The following is a 17,171-nucleotide window of genomic DNA, read 5'->3' as shown; positions in this document are numbered from 1 at the left end:
GTCAGCTACACCCATTACCCCGGCGCCCACGACCACGCCGGCGACCAGCACGTGCCCCACGTCCGCCTCAGCGGCCTATGGCTGGAACAACTGGGCTTTGCCATCGGCACCAAGCTGCGCATCACCGCCAGCGAAGGGCAGCTGCTGATGGAGGTGTTGCCGCCGGTGGAGGTGCCGGCCAAGGCGCGTAGCGTGCGGCGATGATGGTGCGGGTGACAGAGACCTGCGATTGACCTCAGTGCCCCATGCCACTAGCGTCGCAGCGACATCAGCGCACTACGGACGCTTCATGATCGCGCGCCCCCTCTACGCTTTGCTCGCCATTCTGGCTCTGGGAGCTTGCGCCCACGCGGCGGGCGGCGCAGCTCCGGCAACCGTCACGGAGACATCTGCCATGCGTTCCTCATCCGAATCCGCAGTCACTCCCGCTGGCAGTGAACCTAGTGGGCCAATACGAACGGCAGAGGATGCGCTCACCCGCATGCTTGCGTTGATTCAAGCTATTGACGGACTGGACGATCTGACACCTGACCACCTGCAGTCAAAAATGGGGGTTCCGGTGACACGTGCGGCAGCTGATTCCAAGCGTTATGGCGCCAGTGCTCCACTTACCAGTGAGTGGGGTTACAGCTTTGGCATGGACCAGACGCCTACTGCGGGGCGTTGGTTCGAGTTCACTTTTATTCCAGCGCAAGCGGGTGCTTCTCCGCCCATGACGGAGATCTGCAGGATCGATTTCGATACGTTTACCAAGAAGCTGGAAAACGCCGGGTTTGTACGTCAACGCAACATGGTGGAAGACGGGCGATGGATGAGTGACTTCTTCAGCCGCCCGGGCATGCGCGTGGAGGTGTTTCCACGAGGTGAGTCAGATGCACCGCAGGAGCGGGTGGAGCACCACTGTGTTGAATGGATCTACATTCGTTCAAATAACGGTTCCACAAATAACGGTTCCAGGTTCACTTCCACGGCAGCCTGACCGTCGCCAAACCATCGCGCCCATGCCCGCGCGCGTAGCGGCATAGATCGGCAGCCATGCTGGTAGTGAAACGACAACGGCCGCAGTACGCGGCCGTTGTCGTTAGATCAGGCAACCAGGATCGTCTTGACGATTCCCGATTCCCGATTCCCGATTCCCGATTCCCGATTCTCAAATCCCCAATCCCGAATCCCCAACCTCAATGATCGCTGGAGCGCAAGCCATCCACATCCAGGATCAGCGCCATGCGGCCATCGCCGATCAGGGTGGCGCCGGCGTAGCCGGGCAGGCCGCGCAGGGCGCGGGGCAGGGGCTTGATCACCACTTCCTCGCGGCCGCGCACCTGGTCCACCACCAGGCCGAAGCGGGTTTCGCCGGCCTGCAGCAGCACCACGGTCAGTAGCGGCGGTTGTTCGGCCGGCACGCCCAGCCAGCGGCGCAGGTCGATCAGCGGCAGGGTGTGCGAGCGGCGGTCCAGCACGGCGCGGCCGTCGAACCAGCCCAGCGAGGTCTGCGGGGCGTGCAGCACTTCGACCACGCGCGCCAGCGGCAAGGCGTAGACCGCTTCGCCGGCCTGCACCAACAGCGTGGGCAGGATCGCCAGGGTCAGCGGCACGCGGATCATGAAGCGGCTGCCGCGGCCCAGTTCGGACTGGATCTGGATCTGCCCGCTGAGTTCGCGGATGCGCGATTGCACCACGTCCATGCCGACGCCGCGGCCGGAGATGTCGGTGACTTCGGCCTTGGTCGAAAAGCCCGGCATGAAGATCAGATGCAGGCACTCGTCGGTGCTCAGGCGGGCGGCGGCTTCGGCGTCGATCAGGCCCTTGTTGCGGGCGATCTCACGCAGACGTTCCGGGTCGATGCCGGCGCCGTCGTCCTGGATCTCGATGCTGACGTAGTCGCCTTCCTGCTGCGCCGACAGGCGCACATGGCCGCTGCGCGGCTTGCCGGTGGCTTCGCGCAGGGCCGGCGATTCGATGCCGTGGTCGATCGCGTTGCGCACCAGGTGCACCAGCGGGTCGGCCAGGGCCTCGACCAGATTGCGATCCAGTTCCGTCTCGGCGCCGATCAGTTCCAGTTCCACTTCCTTGGACAGCGTGCGCGCGACATCGCGGGCCACCTTGGGGAAGCGCGCGAACACCTTGCTCACCGGTTGCATGCGGGTGCGCATCACCGCGGTCTGCAGGCGCGCGGTGGCGATGTCCAGCGTGCTGACCGCGCGGTCGAGTTCTTCGTCGCGCAGGCGGGTACGCAGGGTCTTGAGACGGTTGCGCGACAGCACCAGTTCGCCGATCAGGTTGACGATGGCGTCCAGGCGCTTGGTGTCCACGCGCACGGTCTGCTCGGCGTCGGCGGCCTTGGCCGCCGCCTTGGGCGCGGCCTTGGCGCCCGGCGCAGCAGCGCCGTGTGCGTCATCGTGTGCGGGTGCAGCGGCAGCGGCCTTGGGCGCGGCCTTGACCGCCGGCGGGCCGCTCTTGGCGTCGAACTGCGCAATCAGCGAGGCCGGTGCATGCGGCACGGTTTCGCCCGAGCCCATCGCATCCAGCATGGCCTGCAGATAATCCAGCGACTGCTGCGCGGCATCGAAGTGATGCGCCTGCAACACCGCCTGGCCGGAGCGCGCCATGCCCAGGGTTTCCTCGGCGGCGTGGCAGAGCTCCACCATCGGCTTGATCGCCAGGAAGCCGGCGCCGCCCTTGAGCGTGTGGAAGCCGCGGAACACCGCGTTGAGCTGGTCGGCTTCGTCCGGTGCCTGTTCCAGCGACACCAGCTGTTCGCCGAGGCGATCCAGGATTTCCTGGGCCTCGACAATGAAATCGGCAGCAATATCGTCTGGAACAGCACTCATGGTTACAGCCCCAATCCGGACAGCAGGTCGTCGGCGTCGTCCTGCGACACCGCGTGACGGTCCAGGCCCTTGACTGCAGGACCGGCAAGACCGCCGTCGTCTTTCTTCGGCTCGGGATTCTTCGGCGGCAGGCCGAGCGCACCGAAGCCCTCGTGCACGCGCCGCACGATGCCGGCCACGCGACGGATGATCTGGCCGCTCAGGTCCTGGTAGCTCTGCGCCAGCGACAGCTCGGTCAGGTTATGGCGCATCTTCTCCATCAGCGCGCCCTGGTCCTGGTTCAGGCCACCGTCGCGCAGCTGATTGGCCAGCTCGCGGCATTCCTCGACCAGGTCCAGCGTGCGATGGCTGGCCTTCTCGGTCATTTCCACCACGTGGTCCAGGCGCGAGCAGGCATCGTCCAGTTCGCCGGCTTCCTCGGGCACGGTGGGCAGCTCGCCCAGCGCCTGCCCGAGTTCGCGCGCGAGCCGGCTCAGGCTCTGCATCATCGGGCGCGTGCGCAGCGCGGCGAGGTGGTCCACCTCGCGCCGCCAGGCGACCTGGTCACCGCTTTCCAGTGCATCGAGCGCGTGCTGCAGGCGCTCGATCAGGGCGGCACGTTCGGCATCGGCTTCCACGGTGGCGTTCATCAGGCGGTCGCCGCCAGACGTTCGAACACCTTGCCCAGCTTCTCTTCCAGCGTCTGTGCGGTGAACGGCTTGATGATGTAGCCGTTCACGCCGCACTGGGCCGCTTCGATGATCTGCTCGCGCTTGGCTTCGGCGGTCACCATCATCACCGGCAGGTGCTTGAGCTTGGCGTCGGCGCGGATGTTGCGCAGCAGGTCGATGCCGGTCATGCCGGGCATGTTCCAGTCGGTGACCACGAAATCGAACGGGCCGGCCCGCAACGCCGCCAATGCGCTGTTGCCGTCTTCGGCCTCTGCGGTATTGGTGAAGCCCAGATCGCCCAACAGATTCTTGACGATACGTCGCATCGTCGAGAAGTCGTCCACGATCAAAATCCGCATGTTCTTGTTCACATCAAGCTCCTAACACTAAAAAATGCGCGAAAAAATCATTCGTCAATTTCGACACCGGCATCGGCCAGTTCGAAGACCTTGAGGCGGCCGCGCAGACGCACCACCGCCTGGCCATGGATCTGGCAGACGCGCGATTCGCTGACACCGAGCACGGCGCCGATTTCTTTCAGGTTCAATTCCTGTTCGTAGTACAGCGACAGCACCAGCTGCTCGCGCTCGGGCAACTGGCCGATGGCCTTGCCCAGCTCGCGGCCGAATTCGCCACGCTCCATCATCTGCTGCGGATTGGGGCCGCCCTTGGCGGTGGTGTCCAGCTCGCCGTGATCCTCGATCCGCGACTCCAGGCTCAGCACCTGGCCGCGGGCGGCATCTTCCATCAGACGCAGGTAGTCGGGCAGCGGCATCTCCATCGCGGCGGCCACTTCGGTGGCGGCGGCGGCGCGGCCGGTGTGCTGTTCGATCTTGCGCACGGCGGCGGCAGCGTCGCGTGCGCGGCGGTGCACCGAGCGCGGCACCCAGTCACCACGCCGGATTTCGTCGATCATCGAGCCGCGGATGCGGATCGAGGCATAGGTCTCGAACGAGGCGCCCTGTTCGGAGTCGTAACTGCGCGAGGCTTCGATCAGGCCGATCATGCCGGCCTGGATCAGATCGTCCACTTCCACGCTCGCCGGCAGGCGCGCGGCCAGATGGTGGGCGATGCGGCGCACCAGGTCGGCGTGCTGGGTGACGATGTCGTTGGCGTTGTTGCGCTGCACGGCGCGGTACTGCGCGCTGGCCGTGGTTGCGGTAGCGGTGCTCATGCGGCCACTCCCCGTTGGATGATGCGTTCGACGAAGAACTCGACATTGCCGCGCGGCACGGTGGGGGCCTGCCAGCGCGAGGTACGGCGAGCGATTTCTGCAATGGCCTGCGCCGACGGACTGGCGGGGTAGGCCTTGATGACCGGCTGCTGGCGCTGCACCGACAGGCGCAACCAGTCGTCCTGCGGCACGTGGCCCAGGTAGTTCAGCGACACGTCGCCGAGGAACTTTTCGCAGACCCGCGACAGCTTGTCGTACAGCAGGCGGCCCTCGTTGGGGTCGCGCACCATGTTGGCGATGATCTGCAGGCGGTCCACGCCGCGTTCGCGCGAGAGCACCTTGATCAGCGCGTAGGCGTCGGTGATCGAGGCCGGCTCGTCGCAGACCACCACCACGGTGTCCTGGGCGGCCTGGCAGAAGGTCAGCACGCTGTCGGTGATGCCGGCGGCGGTGTCGATGACCATCACGTCCAGGTCGCGTTCCAGCTCGGAGAACACGTTGACGAGGCCGATGTGCTGGGCCGGGGCCAGTTCGGCCATGTGGCGGCGACCGGAGGCTGCCGGGACCACCAGCACGCCGCCGGGGCCTTCGATGATCACTTCATCCAGCGTGCAGCGGCCGGCGATCAGGTCGGCCAGGGTGTACTTGGGCGACAGGCCCAGCACCACGTCCAGGTTGGCCAGGCCCAGGTCGGCATCCAGCAGCAGGGTGCGCTTGCCCATGTCGGCCAGCGCCACGGCCAGGTTGGCGGAGATGTTGGTTTTACCCACGCCGCCCTTGCCACCGGTCACGGCAATGGTGCGCACCGGGCCCAGGGGCTCGGGACGGGTCGCCGACAGGGGGAAGGCGTTGGTCAGCTTGGCGTATTCACGCGACTGCATGGTTGTGCTCCGGAGTACAGGGCTTATCGGCAGCGCGCCGCAAATCTTCAAGGCGAAGAACGAGACTGGCGGCATTGGCGCGGTGCAGGTCGTCGGGGACCCGCTGTCCGTCAGTCACCCAGGTGATGGGCATTTGGTGATCGACGACGACCGACAGCGCACTACCGAAGCGGCCGGTCTCGTCAAGTTTGGTCAGCACCACGCCCTGGGGCTTGGCGTGGGCGAAGCGGCGCACGACCTCGTCGAGGTCGGAAAAGTGCGCGTTGGCAGGCAGCACCAGCAGCGAGGTGACCTGGTGCGCGGCGCGCAGCCAGTTCAGCTGGGCGGCCAGGGCGCGGTCGCGCTGGCCCATGCCGGCGGTATCGATCAGCACCAGCTTGTAGTCGCGCAGGCGCTCGAGCAGTTCCAGCAGGCTTTCGGCGCTGTCGGCCTCGTGCACGGCGATGCCGAGCTGACGGCCGTAGCTGTGCAGCTGCTCGCGGCCGCCGACGCGCTGGGTGTCGGTGGTGACCAGGGCCACGTCGCGCGGGGCGTGCTGGGCGGCGAAGCGCTGGGCGAGCTTGGCGATGGTGGTGGTCTTGCCGGCGCCGGTCGGGCCGACCAGGGCGATCACGCCGCCGCGTTCCAGCGGGTCGACCGGGGCCACCGGCAGGCGCTTGGACAGCAGCCCCAGCATCAGCCCGCGGCCGCGGTGCAATTCGGTATCGGCCGGGATCTGCAGTGCCACATCGCGGATCAGGCCGGCGTCGAAGCCGTAGTCGTCCATCAGCTCCAGTGCCTGCGCGCGCACCGGCGAGCCACGCAGGCGCTCGTCGGTGAGGCGGTTCATTTCGCGCTCGATCATCTGCCGCATCAGCGCCAGCTCGCCACGCAACTGCTTGAGTTCTTCATCGTTCTGCGGCGCCGGGGCGGCGGCGACCGGCACCGCGGCCAGCGCCGGCGGGGCAACCACCAGCGGCGGCAATGCGGCCGGCGGCAGGATCTGCGGCAGCGCGTCCAGGTCGAAGTCGGCGTCGTCGTCCAGCGCGTCCTCGTCCTGATCGTAGCCGGCCTGCACGGGGGCAGCGGCGGCGGCCATGATCGGGGTCGGGGCCTGCACCGGCGCAGCCTGCACGGCGGCGCGCTGCACCGGCGCGGTGGTCAGGAAATCGGCGAACAGCTGTTCCGGCACGGCCGACAGCGCGTGTTCCTGGCGCGGTGCGGCGGTCACCGCGACGGCGTGGGCCAGGGCCTGGGCGGCGGGCGAGGGGACGGCGGCGCTACGCACCGGTGCGGGCACCTGCGGCTGGCGCGGCACATTGACCGGCTGGCGCAGCGCCATCGCGGCGATCATGTCTTCGGCGGCACTGGCAACGCGCTGGCGCTGGCTCGTACCGGCATCGGCGGCCGGCTTCAGCGGTGCGTGGACCGGTGCGGCTGCTGCTTGCGGGGCCGTTGCCTGCGGGGCCGGTGCCGACGGGATCGGCGCGGCGGCAACGGCCGGCGTCTCGGAGCGCGCGGTTTCCAGGGCGCGCTGCACGAGTTCTTCGTCGTAGTTGCTGGCAGCGACGATCTCGATGCCTTCGGCGGTGCGGCGATTGGACAGGATCACTGCGTCCGGGCCGTGTTCTTCACGCACCATGCGGAATGCGGTGCGCATGTCCGGGGCAACGAAGCGTTTGATTTTCATGCGAAGTGCCTCCAGGAACGGGACCCGCCGAACGCCGGACGGGTGCGCGATGAATGTGGGTGTGTTGCCAGCGTCATGAGTTGCCTGTCCCGTTCGGTTGTTCCAAGTGCTGCTCTCGCCCCGCAGCGGTGGCGCTGGCTGCGGTCTCGGCAGAGCTAATGCACGCTGCGTGCCAAAACGGGGTGCCGGGGTTCCGGCGCGGGGAGCGGGGGCGTCGGGACGGGGCGGGAGCGGCGTGTACTGTCGGGTCCGACGGTTTCAAGTCAATGGATTGATTGACTTTTTTCCGGGGCGGCGATGCAGTGGCGTCGTCGTGCAGGCGGGTGCGCTGGCGGGCGGAAGGCCGAGCTTGGAGCGCTTGGACCGTCTGGAAACGGCCAGCGCCGCGCAATCGATTGGAGATCCGGACCAGTGGCGGCTTTCCGACGCCGGGGTGCTGGTCGGTTGCCGGCCTGCTGCCATTGCTGGCCAGCGTAATGGCCAGCCGCGCAGATAGGTTCGTAGGAGCGCACCCGGGCGCGACGGGCCGTGCCGGTAAAACCTGTCGCGCCCAGGTGCGCTCCTACCGTGGTGTCGGCGTCCGCGGTGTGTTCCCGGATTGCCTGGCCTGTCGTAGGAGCGCACCCGGGCGCGACGGGGTGTGCCGGTAAAGCCCTCGCGCCCAGGTGCGCTCCTACAGTGGTGTCGGCGTCCGCGGTGTGTTCCCGGATTGCCTGGCCTGTCGTAGGAGCGCACCCGGGCGCGACGGGCTGTCCCGGTAACGCCTGTCGCGCCCGGGTGCGCCCCCACAGGGTGCGTTGGTCGGCGGGCGGTCTCAGCTGATCGTGCCGACCAGCTTCAGGCGCTTGTCTTCGGGCACTTCGCTGTAGGCCAGTACCGACAGGGACGGGACGCTGTGGCGGACCAGGCGGGCCAGGGCGGCGCGGACCTGGCCGGGCACCAGCACCACTGCCGGCTCGTTGCGGGCTTCCTGCTTGCCGACGCAGTCGGCCAGGCTCTGGTGCAGGCGCTCGGCCAGGCCGGGCTCCAGCGCCACGCCGTTGCCGTGGGTGGATTCCTGCAGCACGCGCTCCAGCTGCGGGGCCAGGGTGTAGACCGGCAGCTCGGCCGACATGCCGGCGATTTCCTGCACGATGAAGCGGCCCAGCGAGGTGCGTACCGCGGCGGTGAGGGTGGTCGGGTCCTGGCTGTGCGGGGCGTGTTCGACCAGGGCTTCGACGATCTTGCGCAGCTGGCGCACCGGGATGCGCTCGATCAGCAGGTTCTGCAGCACGCGCACCACCACCGACAGCGGCAGCGCCTTCGGGGTGAGGTCTTCGACCATCTTCGGCGCGGTCTTGGCCAGGGTCGCCAGCAGTTGCTGCACTTCCTCGTGGCCGAGCAGTTCCGGGGCGTGTTCGCGGATCAGGTGCGACAGATGGGTGGCGACCACGGTGGCCGGGTCGACCACCGTGTAGCCCATCGATTCGGCATAGGCGCGTTGGTGCGGCTGGATCCAGGTGGCGTCCAGGCCGAACGCCGGGTCCTTGCCAGGGATGCCGTCGAGCTGGCCGAGCGCGCCGCCCGGGTCCAGCGCCAGTTCGCGATCGGGATAGATTTCCGCGGTGGCCACCGGCACCCCGTGTACCAGCAACCGGTAGGCGTTGGCCGACAGCTCCAGGTTGTCGCGGATATGCACCGGCGGCACCAGGAAGCCGATGTCCTGGGTGAGCTTGCGGCGCACCCCCTTGATGCGCGCCATCAGTTCGCCGCCCTGATTCTTGTCAACCAGCGGAATCAGCCGGTAGCCCACTTCCAGGCCCAGCGGGTCGATCGGGCGCAGCTCGTCCCAGCTCAGCTCCGAGCTGGCCTGGGCGGCAGTGGCCGCGGCGGCGGCCTTGGGATCGGTGGCGGGGTCGCCGGTCGGCGGGATGACCAGGCTGCGCTTGTACATTTTCCAGGCGATCACGCCCAGGATCAGGCCCAGCGTCAAAAACGCGACGTTGGGCATGCCCGGCACCAGGCCGACCAGGCCCAGGATGGCTGCGGCCACCGCGAGGGCGCGGTGCTGGCCGAACACCTGGCTGATCATGGCGCCGCGCATGTCCTGCGCGCGCGAGGCGCGGGTCACCAGCAAGGCCACCGAAGACGACACCAGCAGGGCCGGCAGCTGCGCCACCAAACCGTCGCCGATCGACAGCAGGGTGTAGGTGGAGGCGGCATCCACAAAGCTCATGCCGTGCTGGAACATGCCCACCGCCATGCCGCCGACCAGGTTGATGAACAGGATCAGGATGGCGGCGATGGCGTCGCCGCGGATGAACTTGTTGGCACCGTCCATCGCACCGTAGAAGTCGGCTTCCTCGCGGACCTCTTCGCGGCGGGCCTTGGCTTCCTCGCGCGTCAGCAAACCGGCGTTGAGGTCGGCGTCGATGGCCATCTGCTTGCCGGGCATGGCGTCCAGGATGAAACGCGCGGTCACTTCCGACACGCGCCCGGCACCCTTGGTGATGACCACGAAGTTGATGATGGTCAGGATCGCGAACACCACGATACCCACGGCGTAGTTGCCACCGATCACGAACTGGCCGAACGCCTCGATCACCTTGCCGGCGGCAGCATGGCCGTCCTGGCCGTTGATCAGGATCACGCGGCTGGAGGCGACGTTCAGCGCCAGGCGCAGCATCGTGGTCATCAACAGCACGATCGGGAAAATGGTGAATTCCAGCGGCCGCTGCACGTACACCACCGCCAGCAGCACCATCAGCGAGATGGCGATGTTGAAGGTGAACAGGGCATCCAGCACCGGCGCGGCCAGCGGCACCATCAGCATGGCCAGCATGGCCATCAGGGCCAGCGGCGCGCCCAGGCCATTGCGCAGCAACTCCATGACGCGCCGGGCATTCATCGGGGCGGGTTGGGCGCTCATGCGCTGGCTCCCTTGCCGAACTCATCCACGTCCAGCGACGGCAATTCCGGCATCGGGCCGCCGTTCCAGCCACGCAGCTGGTAGACGTAGGACAGCACCTGGGCCACGACCGAATAGAGTCTCACGGGAATTTCCTTGCCGATTTGCGCTTCTCTATACAAGGCGCGTGCCAAAGGCGGGGCGGTGACGATCGCCACGCGGTGCTGTTCGCAGGCTTCGCGGATGCGGAAGGCCATTTCGTCCACGCCCTTGGCCACCACGATCGGGGCGCGCATCTTGCCGCCCTCGTACTTGAGCGCCACCGCGTAGTGGGTCGGATTCATCAGCACCACGTCGGCCTTGGGCACCGCTTCCATCATCTGCCGCTGCGACATCTGCATCTGCATCTGGCGGATGCGGCCCTTGACCTCCGGGCTGCCCTCGCTTTCCTTCATCTCGCGCTTGATCTCTTCGCGGGTCATCTTCAGCTTCCGCAGCCAGTTCCACTTCTGGTACGGCGCATCGATGGCGGCCAGCAGCACCAGCGCGCCGGCGGTGTAGAACAGCAGGCTCTTGGTGAAGTCCAGGCCGTTGCCCACCGCCTGTTCCAGCGGCTGGTTCACCAGCGAGCGCAGGCCGTGCAGGCCCTTGGAGATGCACAGGCTGGCGGCCAGTCCGACGAACAGCAGCCGCAGCACCGACTTGACCAGCTCGGCCAGGCTGTTGCTGCCCCACATGCGCTTGATCCCGTTGGCCGGGTTGAGCTTGGTGAGGTCGGGCATGATCGCCTTGGCGGAAAAATGCAGTCCGCTCATCAACAGCGGGCCGGCCAGGCCGGCGGCCAGGCAGATGCCGATCAGCGGCACCATTACCCACAACAGTTGCAGCAACAGATCGCCGAAGTGGCCGAACAGCGCCATCGGGTTTTCGCGCATCTTCGGGTCCGGGCTGAGCGCGGTCTTCATCCAGACGCTGGCGCCGTCGCCGATGCCGCGGGCCAGGGCCATCAGCGCGAACACGCCGGCCCCGAACACCGCAGCGGTGGACAACTCGCGCGATTGCGGGACGTTGCCCTGCTCGCGGGCTTCGCGCAGGCGTTTTTCGGTGGGAAGCTCTGTGCGCTCGCCGCCGTCTTCGGACTCGGACATGGAGGTGCCGGTGACTGGTCAGCCCTGCGTCATGCAAATGGCGTTCCAGTTTGGGAGGCCGGGAATCGGGAATCGGGATTGGGGAATCGGGATGCAGCGGCTGGGAGTGGAGCCGCTGGTGGGGTGTTGTGGTTGTTGATGGGCAAGTGCACGCCAGGCTTTGTGGATGGCGCTGCCATCGCGATAGATCGACGCGCCTGCGCGCCTGCGACGGCTGTTGCAGTTGGGAGGCGCGCAGCTCGCCGCGTGCGCGGAGAGGGCCGCAGGTCGGAATCGGGATTGGGAAGCGGGATGCAGCGGCTGTGCGTGGGGCTGCTGGCGGGTCCGTAGCGCGTGGATGCCGGGGCGGCGGCTGTTTTGACGCCGTCGCTCAGCCGGTCGGGCGAGTTGGGCCGTCGCGTTGGGCGACCACCACCGCGATGAAGTGCTCGGCGTCCATTGGCCGGCCCAGCAGATAGCCTTGCAGCTGGTCGCAGCCCAGCCGTTCCAGCGTGTTGCGTTGGGCGGTGGTCTCCACGCCCTCGGCCACCACCTGCAGGCGCATGGTGTGGGCCAGTGCCACCACCGCGGCGACGATGGCGATGTCTTCCGGGCCATTGTCCAGGGCCTGCACGAAGCTGCGGTCGATCTTGAGTTCGTGCGCGGGCAACTTGCGCAGGTACATCAGGTTGGAATAACCGGTGCCGAAGTCGTCGATGGCGATGCGCACGCCAAGCGTATTGAGCTGGCCGAGCGTGCGCAGGCAGGCCTCGGCATCGCGCATGGCCATGCTCTCGGTGATTTCCAGGGTGAGCTGGGCCGGTGGGATCGCGTAATCGACCAGGGTGGTGGCCACCTCGTCCAGCAGGCTGGGCGAGGCCAGTTGCGTGGCCGACAGGTTGACCGCCACCCGCCAGTGCCCATGTCCGGCCTCGCGCCAGTCGCGCATCTGCCGGCAGGCCTGCTGCAGCACCCAGCTGCCGAGCGGGCCGATCATGCCGCTGCGTTCGGCCAGCGGGATGAAGCTGTCCGGCGGCACCAGGCCGCGCTCGGGGTGCTGCCAGCGGAGCAGCGCCTCGGCGCCGACCGGGCGGCCATCGTCGGCGCAATACTTGGGCTGGTAGTGCAGGACGAACTGGCCCAGTTCCAGCGCACGCGGCAGATCCTGCAGCAGCTGCAGGCGCTCGCGGGTGGTGCCGGTCATCGAGCGCTCGAAAAAGCTGTAACGGTTGCGGCCGGCCCGTTTGGCGTGACGCATCGCCGCATCGGCATGGATCATCAATTGATGCTCGCTGCCGGCATCCTCCGGATACAGCGCAATGCCGACGCTGCTGCTGAGGCGCAATTCCTGGTCGGCGACCAGGAACGGCACCGCCAGCGCCTGCAGCAGATGCGCGGCGATGGCGGCGGCATCCTCGGGGTCGGCGATGGCCGACACCAGCACGAACTCGTCGGCCCCCAGCCGCGCCAGGCTGCCGTGGGCGCGCCGGTGCGCACCCATGCGCCCGGCCACCGCCACCAGCAACTGGTCGCCGAACTGGTGGCCGTAGCCGTCGTTGATGGCCTTGAATCCATCCAGGTTGATCAGCATCACCGCAAAGCGTTGCCCGTCGCGCTGGGCGCGGTCGATGCTTTGCAGCACGTGCTCGTGCAGCAGCACGCGGTTGGGCAGGCGGGTGAGCGGGTCGTGCAGGGCGGCCAGCACCAGCTCGGCATTGGCCTGCGCCAACGACCGCGCGAGCACGTCGGTGCGTTGCTGGAAGCGCCGCGACAGCACCGAGATCACCAGCGCCAGCGCCAGCAGCGCCAGCGTGACCAGCACCACCACCGCGGCCAGCCAGGGCAGCGGCAGGTGCGCACCGGCGGCCGCGCCGCAGATGCTGCCGGGCGCGAACTGCGCGGCCGCCATGCCGGTGTAATGCATGCCCACGATCGCCACGCCCATGATCATCGCCGCGATCAGGCGCAGGCTGTAGCGGCGGCCGTCGTGGCGCAGCCGGAAGGCGATCCACAACGCCGCCGCCGAGGCGCCGATGGCGATGGCAAGGGACAGCCCGAACAGCAGCGGGTCGTAGCTGATGGCCGGGGACATGCGCAGCGCGCCCATGCCCATGTAGTGCATCAGCGCAATGCCCAGCCCCATCAGCACCGCGCCCATGCCCAGCCGCGGCCATGGCAGATCGGCCCGCGAGGTCAGCCATAGCGCGAATGCCGATGCCAGAATCGCAGCCAGCATCGAATAGGTCGTCAGCGCCAGGTCGTAGCCCAGCGGAATCGGCAGGCGAAACGCCAGCATGCCGACGAAGTGCATCGACCAGATGCCGATCCCCATCGCCACCGCGCCGCCCATCAGCCAGGCCACGGCATCGCCGCCACGGCTGGCAGTCACACGTGCGGCCAAATGCAGTGCGGTATAGGAGGCCAGCACGGCCACCACCAGCGACAGCATCACCATGCCAGGGTTATAGGTTCCGACCACCCATCCACTTCCGGCGCCGAGGGACGCACTTGCTCAAGCACCTAGCGACCCCGGGCGCCACTTCTTGAGCGCCTGCGGGCAGCCTGCGGCGATCGACGCGCGTGCGCCGCAGGTCACGCGCAACTGCGCTGGTCGGCCGGGCAGGGCAGCCGGCGATGGCTGTGATGTGGCGCGTTGGCGGTGAGGGTTTCTGTGCGCGAGGTGACGGTGCGGGCGATGCTGCGGTGCCGTGACCGGCATGCGGGTGGCTGCCAGTGCAGGCGTGGATGTTGTGCGTCGAGCTGAAATCCGTACGTAGCGAGCTGCGCCCGACTGGCGACTCTTGGGCTCACGCCACCGACGATTCGGGCTCTTCCGGTTCGATGCGATTGCGGCCATGCCGCTTGGCGCGGTACAGCGCCTCGTCGGCACGCGCCAGCAGCGTGGCGGCGTTGTCGCCGTTCCGGAACCAGGCCACGCCGACCGAACAGGTCACCTGCAGCGGCCGGGCGGCACCCACCTCGTACGGTGCCAGGCTGAGCTTTTCGTGGATGGCGCGCAGCCGGTGCTGGCTGTGCCGCGACATGCCCGGCAACAGCAACAGCAGTTCCTCGCCGCCGTAACGGCCCACCTTGTCCGAGTCGCGCAGGCAGGCGGTCAGGCGGGCGCCGACCTTGGCCAGCACCGCATCGCCGACCAGATGCCCATGCTCGTCGTTGACCAGCTTGAAATGGTCCAGATCGATCAGCACCACCGCCAGCGGATGCCCGCCGTGCGCGCAGGCCTGCAGTTCGTCGGCCATGGCTTCGAGCACGCCGGAGCGGTTGAGCAGGCCGGTCAAGGCGTCGTGGCTGGCCTTCAGGGCCAGCGCTGCGCGCGCGCTTTCCAGATCGCGTTTTTCGTGCTCCAGCTGACAGGTGCGCTCGGCCACCAGTTCGGCCAGCATGCGCTCGCGCGCGACCAGCTGGCCGTGCCGCCAGCGCCACAGGCCGGCCAGCAATGCACTGCCGATCAGCACATACGACGCGATCGCCGGCGGGCTGCGCCACCACAGCGGGGCCACCGCAAACGGCAGCTCGGCGATCGGCGAGGCGGTGCGGCGGTAGTGGTCCAGCACCTGCACCTGCAGACGGAAGTGCCCGGAGGGCAGCGGCGCCTGGTCGATCGACAGGTTGTTGCCCTGGATCCATTCGTTGTGCAGACCGAGCAGGCGGTAACGCACCGTCAGGCGACTTGGGTCGTCGTACACCTCCATCGTCGACAGCTCGATATGCAGCGGCTTGTCGCTCCAGCCCAGCAACTGGCCGCGTTGCACCGGCACGCCGCCACGGCTGACGCTGTCGATGCGTACGCTGGGCTGGCGCGCATCGAACAGCCGCGCCGGGTCCAGCAGATGGCTCACCCCGCGCGAGGTGCCGATCCAGACCGACCCATCCGGATCCTCGGCGAAGGCCGCTTCGGAGATGTCGTCCCACAGCAGGCCCTGCGACTGCGACAGATGCGCCCAACGCTCGCCGTCGTAGACCTCCACGCCACGCGCATGGCCCACCCAGACCCGGCCGAGGCTGTCGCCGCGCATCAGGTAGACGCCGACATCGCGCAACGCCTCGTCGCTGATCGCCTGCAGATCCAGCCGCTCGCCCAGCAGCATGCCGTGCCAGAGACCGGGCCGGTAGAACGCCAGCCACACCTCGCCGCTATCGCTGATGTGGAACTTGCTGATCCACGGGTCGGAGGTGCCGCCATTGACCAGCACCTCGACCCTGGACCAGCGCGCGCCCTGCAGCCGGAACAAGCCGTTGGCGGTGGACACCCACAGCGTGCCGTTGGCAGTCTGCTGGACATCGGTATAGGCGATGGTGGGCATCTCGGTGACCGCTTCCATCGTGCCGCCTTCCAGCGGGCGCCGGATCACGAACAGCCCGCCCGCGCTGAGCATCCACATCCGCCCCTGGCGATCGATCAGCAGGCGGCGTGCGGTGCGCGGCAGTTTGGCGATCTGCGCACTGCGGCCATCCGGCCAGGTGCGGCGCAGGAAACCGGCCGAATTGAGCGTCCACAGGCTGCCGTCGGCGCTGCGTTGCATGCCCACGATCTGGATCCCGGAGGCCTGCAGGGCCGGAACGAACCGGCCGCCCGGATCGACCTGGCGGCCGGTGCCGTGTTCGTTGCCGACCAGCAGCGCGCCCTGCGCGTCGCGGGCGATCGACCAGGTGGGCGCGGCCGGCATGCCCTGCGAGACGTCCCAGTTCTCGATCCATTCGTAGCCGGCCCAGCGCACCAGGCCTTCGCCATCGACGGTCATCCAGACATCGCCATCGCGGTCTACCAGGATCGCATCGCTGCTGCCGGGCGGCAGCCCGTTGTCGGCGCCGAAACTGCGCCAGCGGCCGTTCTCCCAGCGCGCCAGCCCGTCGTTGCGACGTACCAGCACGCGTCCTTCGCGGTCCAGCACCAACGGCGCCTGTCGCCCGATGGTTCTGCCATCGAGCAAGGGCAGCGGCCGCACGCTGAATTTGCTGGCGCCCGGCGCGCGATAGAGCAGGTTGCCGGTGCCGCGGACCCACAGTGCGCCGTCGTGATCACGCAATACGCTGTACCAGCGATCTTCCGGCACGCCTTGGTCCGGCCCGTACACCTGCACCTTGCGTTGCGCATCGATAGCGCACAGCCGCTTGGCGCAGCCGGCCCACAAGGTGTCGCCGTCCACCGACAGGCTCAGCACCTTGGACAGCTCGGGCACGCGCACCCGGGTGGCGGTGTCCAGCAGCGGCTCGCTATGCCAGTGGCCGTTGCCGCGTGCGCTCAGCCGCTCCAGCGTGCCGCCATTGGCCAGCACCGTGCCCCAGGAGGGACTGGCCAGCAGCATGCCTTCCTGCAGGTGTTCGGCCTCGTCGGGGGCCAGCTTGCGGAAGCCGTGCTCGTCGCCGACGAACAGGGCCTGGAAGCCGGCCACCCACAGCCGCCCGTCGGCGGCTTCGGTCATCGAGGTGATCGGTTCGTTGCGCAGGCCATCCAGCATGACCTGCTGGAAGCTGCGCCCGTTGTAGCGATACAGGCCGCTTTCGGTACACACCCACAGCAGCGTGGCGCGGGTCTGCAGCAGGCAGGTGCCGGCCAGCCCGAGCAAGCCCTGGTCGTGGGCGTAACGACGAATGCTCGCGCTCTGCGCGCCGGCCAGATCGGCCAGCGACAGCAAGGCCAGCAGCAGCACCGCCAAGAACGGTGCACGCCGGCCTGACGACCTGCATTGACGGTACTCAACCCCCACGAGCGTTGCACTCTCCCACGCATCGGCGCGTGTGGTCCGCGCCCCTCGCGCGGGTGTCTCACGCTTGCCATGGGCGGCCCCCATAGCAGGCCGCAGTAAACCGACTAGCGGCTGTTCACGCGTGTTTCTTTAATGCTTAAGCAGGCATGGCGGCGTGATTGTGCAGGGCGCACGGCCATTGCCAGGGCATGTTGTTCCCGAGCTGCACACTGTTGCTGCAGGC

Annotated in this window: 12 protein-coding genes; 2 read left to right on the top strand and 10 right to left on the bottom strand. The window is 68.0% G+C overall.

Translation table 11 applies throughout. The features are described from left to right. On the top strand, positions 1 to 204 hold a 204-nt coding region (locus XARJCFBP2528_RS17755; RefSeq protein ID WP_047124969.1), incomplete at its 5' end, for a SymE family type I addiction module toxin. An 85-nt stretch (positions 205 to 289) separates the two neighbouring features. Further along, complete coding sequence (locus XARJCFBP2528_RS17750) at positions 290 to 979, top strand: hypothetical protein (RefSeq protein ID WP_047124968.1); 690 nt, start codon at positions 290 to 292, stop codon at positions 977 to 979. A 199-nt stretch (positions 980 to 1,178) separates the two neighbouring features. Here XARJCFBP2528_RS17750 and XARJCFBP2528_RS17745 read toward each other — a convergent pair whose 3' ends face one another. The 10 genes from XARJCFBP2528_RS17745 to XARJCFBP2528_RS17700 all read right to left on the bottom strand — a co-directional run bounded on the left by XARJCFBP2528_RS17745 (position 1,179) and on the right by XARJCFBP2528_RS17700 (position 16,948). Continuing rightward, positions 1,179 to 2,831 (bottom strand): chemotaxis protein CheA, encoded by a 1,653-nt coding sequence (locus XARJCFBP2528_RS17745; RefSeq protein WP_016904945.1) that lies wholly within the window; start codon positions 2,829 to 2,831, stop codon positions 1,179 to 1,181. A 2-nt stretch (positions 2,832 to 2,833) separates the two neighbouring features. Further along, on the bottom strand, positions 2,834 to 3,460 hold the full coding sequence (locus tag XARJCFBP2528_RS17740; protein WP_047124967.1) for a protein phosphatase CheZ: 627 nt from the start codon (positions 3,458 to 3,460) through the stop codon (positions 2,834 to 2,836). Next, positions 3,460 to 3,852 carry a chemotaxis response regulator CheY gene (gene cheY / locus XARJCFBP2528_RS17735; protein WP_002813536.1) on the bottom strand — a complete coding sequence of 131 codons (393 nt, stop codon included), beginning with the start codon at positions 3,850 to 3,852 and terminating at the stop codon, positions 3,460 to 3,462. Before cheY ends, XARJCFBP2528_RS17740 begins: the two co-directional genes overlap by 1 nt. A 35-nt stretch (positions 3,853 to 3,887) precedes the next feature. After that, a complete protein-coding gene (locus tag XARJCFBP2528_RS17730; RefSeq protein WP_024937674.1) occupies positions 3,888 to 4,655 on the bottom strand; it encodes an RNA polymerase sigma factor FliA in 768 nt (255 codons plus the stop codon). After that, positions 4,652 to 5,536: a MinD/ParA family protein gene (locus XARJCFBP2528_RS17725; protein ID WP_010374294.1), complete on the bottom strand. Its 885-nt coding sequence runs from the start codon at positions 5,534 to 5,536 to the stop codon at positions 4,652 to 4,654. Before XARJCFBP2528_RS17725 ends, XARJCFBP2528_RS17730 begins: the two co-directional genes overlap by 4 nt. Then, complete coding sequence (gene flhF, locus XARJCFBP2528_RS17720; protein WP_047124966.1) at positions 5,523 to 7,205, bottom strand: flagellar biosynthesis GTPase FlhF; 1,683 nt, start codon at positions 7,203 to 7,205, stop codon at positions 5,523 to 5,525. Before flhF ends, XARJCFBP2528_RS17725 begins: the two co-directional genes overlap by 14 nt. A gap of 814 nt (positions 7,206 to 8,019) precedes the next feature. After that, positions 8,020 to 10,092 (bottom strand): flagellar biosynthesis protein FlhA, encoded by a 2,073-nt coding sequence (gene flhA, locus XARJCFBP2528_RS17715; RefSeq protein WP_211257632.1) that lies wholly within the window; start codon positions 10,090 to 10,092, stop codon positions 8,020 to 8,022. A gap of 17 nt (positions 10,093 to 10,109) precedes the next feature. Then, complete coding sequence (gene flhB, locus XARJCFBP2528_RS17710; protein ID WP_047124964.1) at positions 10,110 to 11,240, bottom strand: flagellar biosynthesis protein FlhB; 1,131 nt, start codon at positions 11,238 to 11,240, stop codon at positions 10,110 to 10,112. Between the two features lie 370 nt (positions 11,241 to 11,610). Further along, positions 11,611 to 13,698: a putative bifunctional diguanylate cyclase/phosphodiesterase gene (locus XARJCFBP2528_RS17705; protein ID WP_026064755.1), complete on the bottom strand. Its 2,088-nt coding sequence runs from the start codon at positions 13,696 to 13,698 to the stop codon at positions 11,611 to 11,613. A gap of 328 nt (positions 13,699 to 14,026) precedes the next feature. Then, positions 14,027 to 16,948 carry a ligand-binding sensor domain-containing diguanylate cyclase gene (locus XARJCFBP2528_RS17700; protein WP_047124963.1) on the bottom strand — a complete coding sequence of 974 codons (2,922 nt, stop codon included), beginning with the start codon at positions 16,946 to 16,948 and terminating at the stop codon, positions 14,027 to 14,029. Positions 16,949 to 17,171 lie beyond the last annotated feature (223 nt).

It is taken from the genome of Xanthomonas arboricola pv. juglandis (genome assembly GCF_001013475.1).
GTDB lineage: Bacteria > Pseudomonadota > Gammaproteobacteria > Xanthomonadales > Xanthomonadaceae > Xanthomonas > Xanthomonas arboricola.
This window is presented reverse-complemented; position numbering and strand designations above follow the sequence as displayed.

Excerpts from the sequence above, each read along its gene's own strand:
- XARJCFBP2528_RS17730 (WP_024937674.1), bottom strand. The coding sequence starts at position 4,655 with ATGAGCACCGCTACCGCAACCACGGCCAGCGCGCAGTACCGCGCCGTG.
- XARJCFBP2528_RS17725 (WP_010374294.1), bottom strand. The coding sequence starts at position 5,536 with ATGCAGTCGCGTGAATACGCCAAGCTGACCAACGCCTTCCCCCTGTCG.
- flhA (WP_211257632.1), bottom strand. The coding sequence starts at position 10,092 with ATGAATGCCCGGCGCGTCATGGAGTTGCTGCGCAATGGCCTGGGCGCG.
- XARJCFBP2528_RS17750 (WP_047124968.1), top strand. The coding sequence starts at position 290 with ATGATCGCGCGCCCCCTCTACGCTTTGCTCGCCATTCTGGCTCTGGGA.
- XARJCFBP2528_RS17745 (WP_016904945.1), bottom strand. The coding sequence starts at position 2,831 with ATGAGTGCTGTTCCAGACGATATTGCTGCCGATTTCATTGTCGAGGCC.
- flhF (WP_047124966.1), bottom strand. The coding sequence starts at position 7,205 with ATGAAAATCAAACGCTTCGTTGCCCCGGACATGCGCACCGCATTCCGC.
- flhB (WP_047124964.1), bottom strand. The coding sequence starts at position 11,240 with ATGTCCGAGTCCGAAGACGGCGGCGAGCGCACAGAGCTTCCCACCGAA.
- XARJCFBP2528_RS17740 (WP_047124967.1), bottom strand. The coding sequence starts at position 3,460 with ATGAACGCCACCGTGGAAGCCGATGCCGAACGTGCCGCCCTGATCGAG.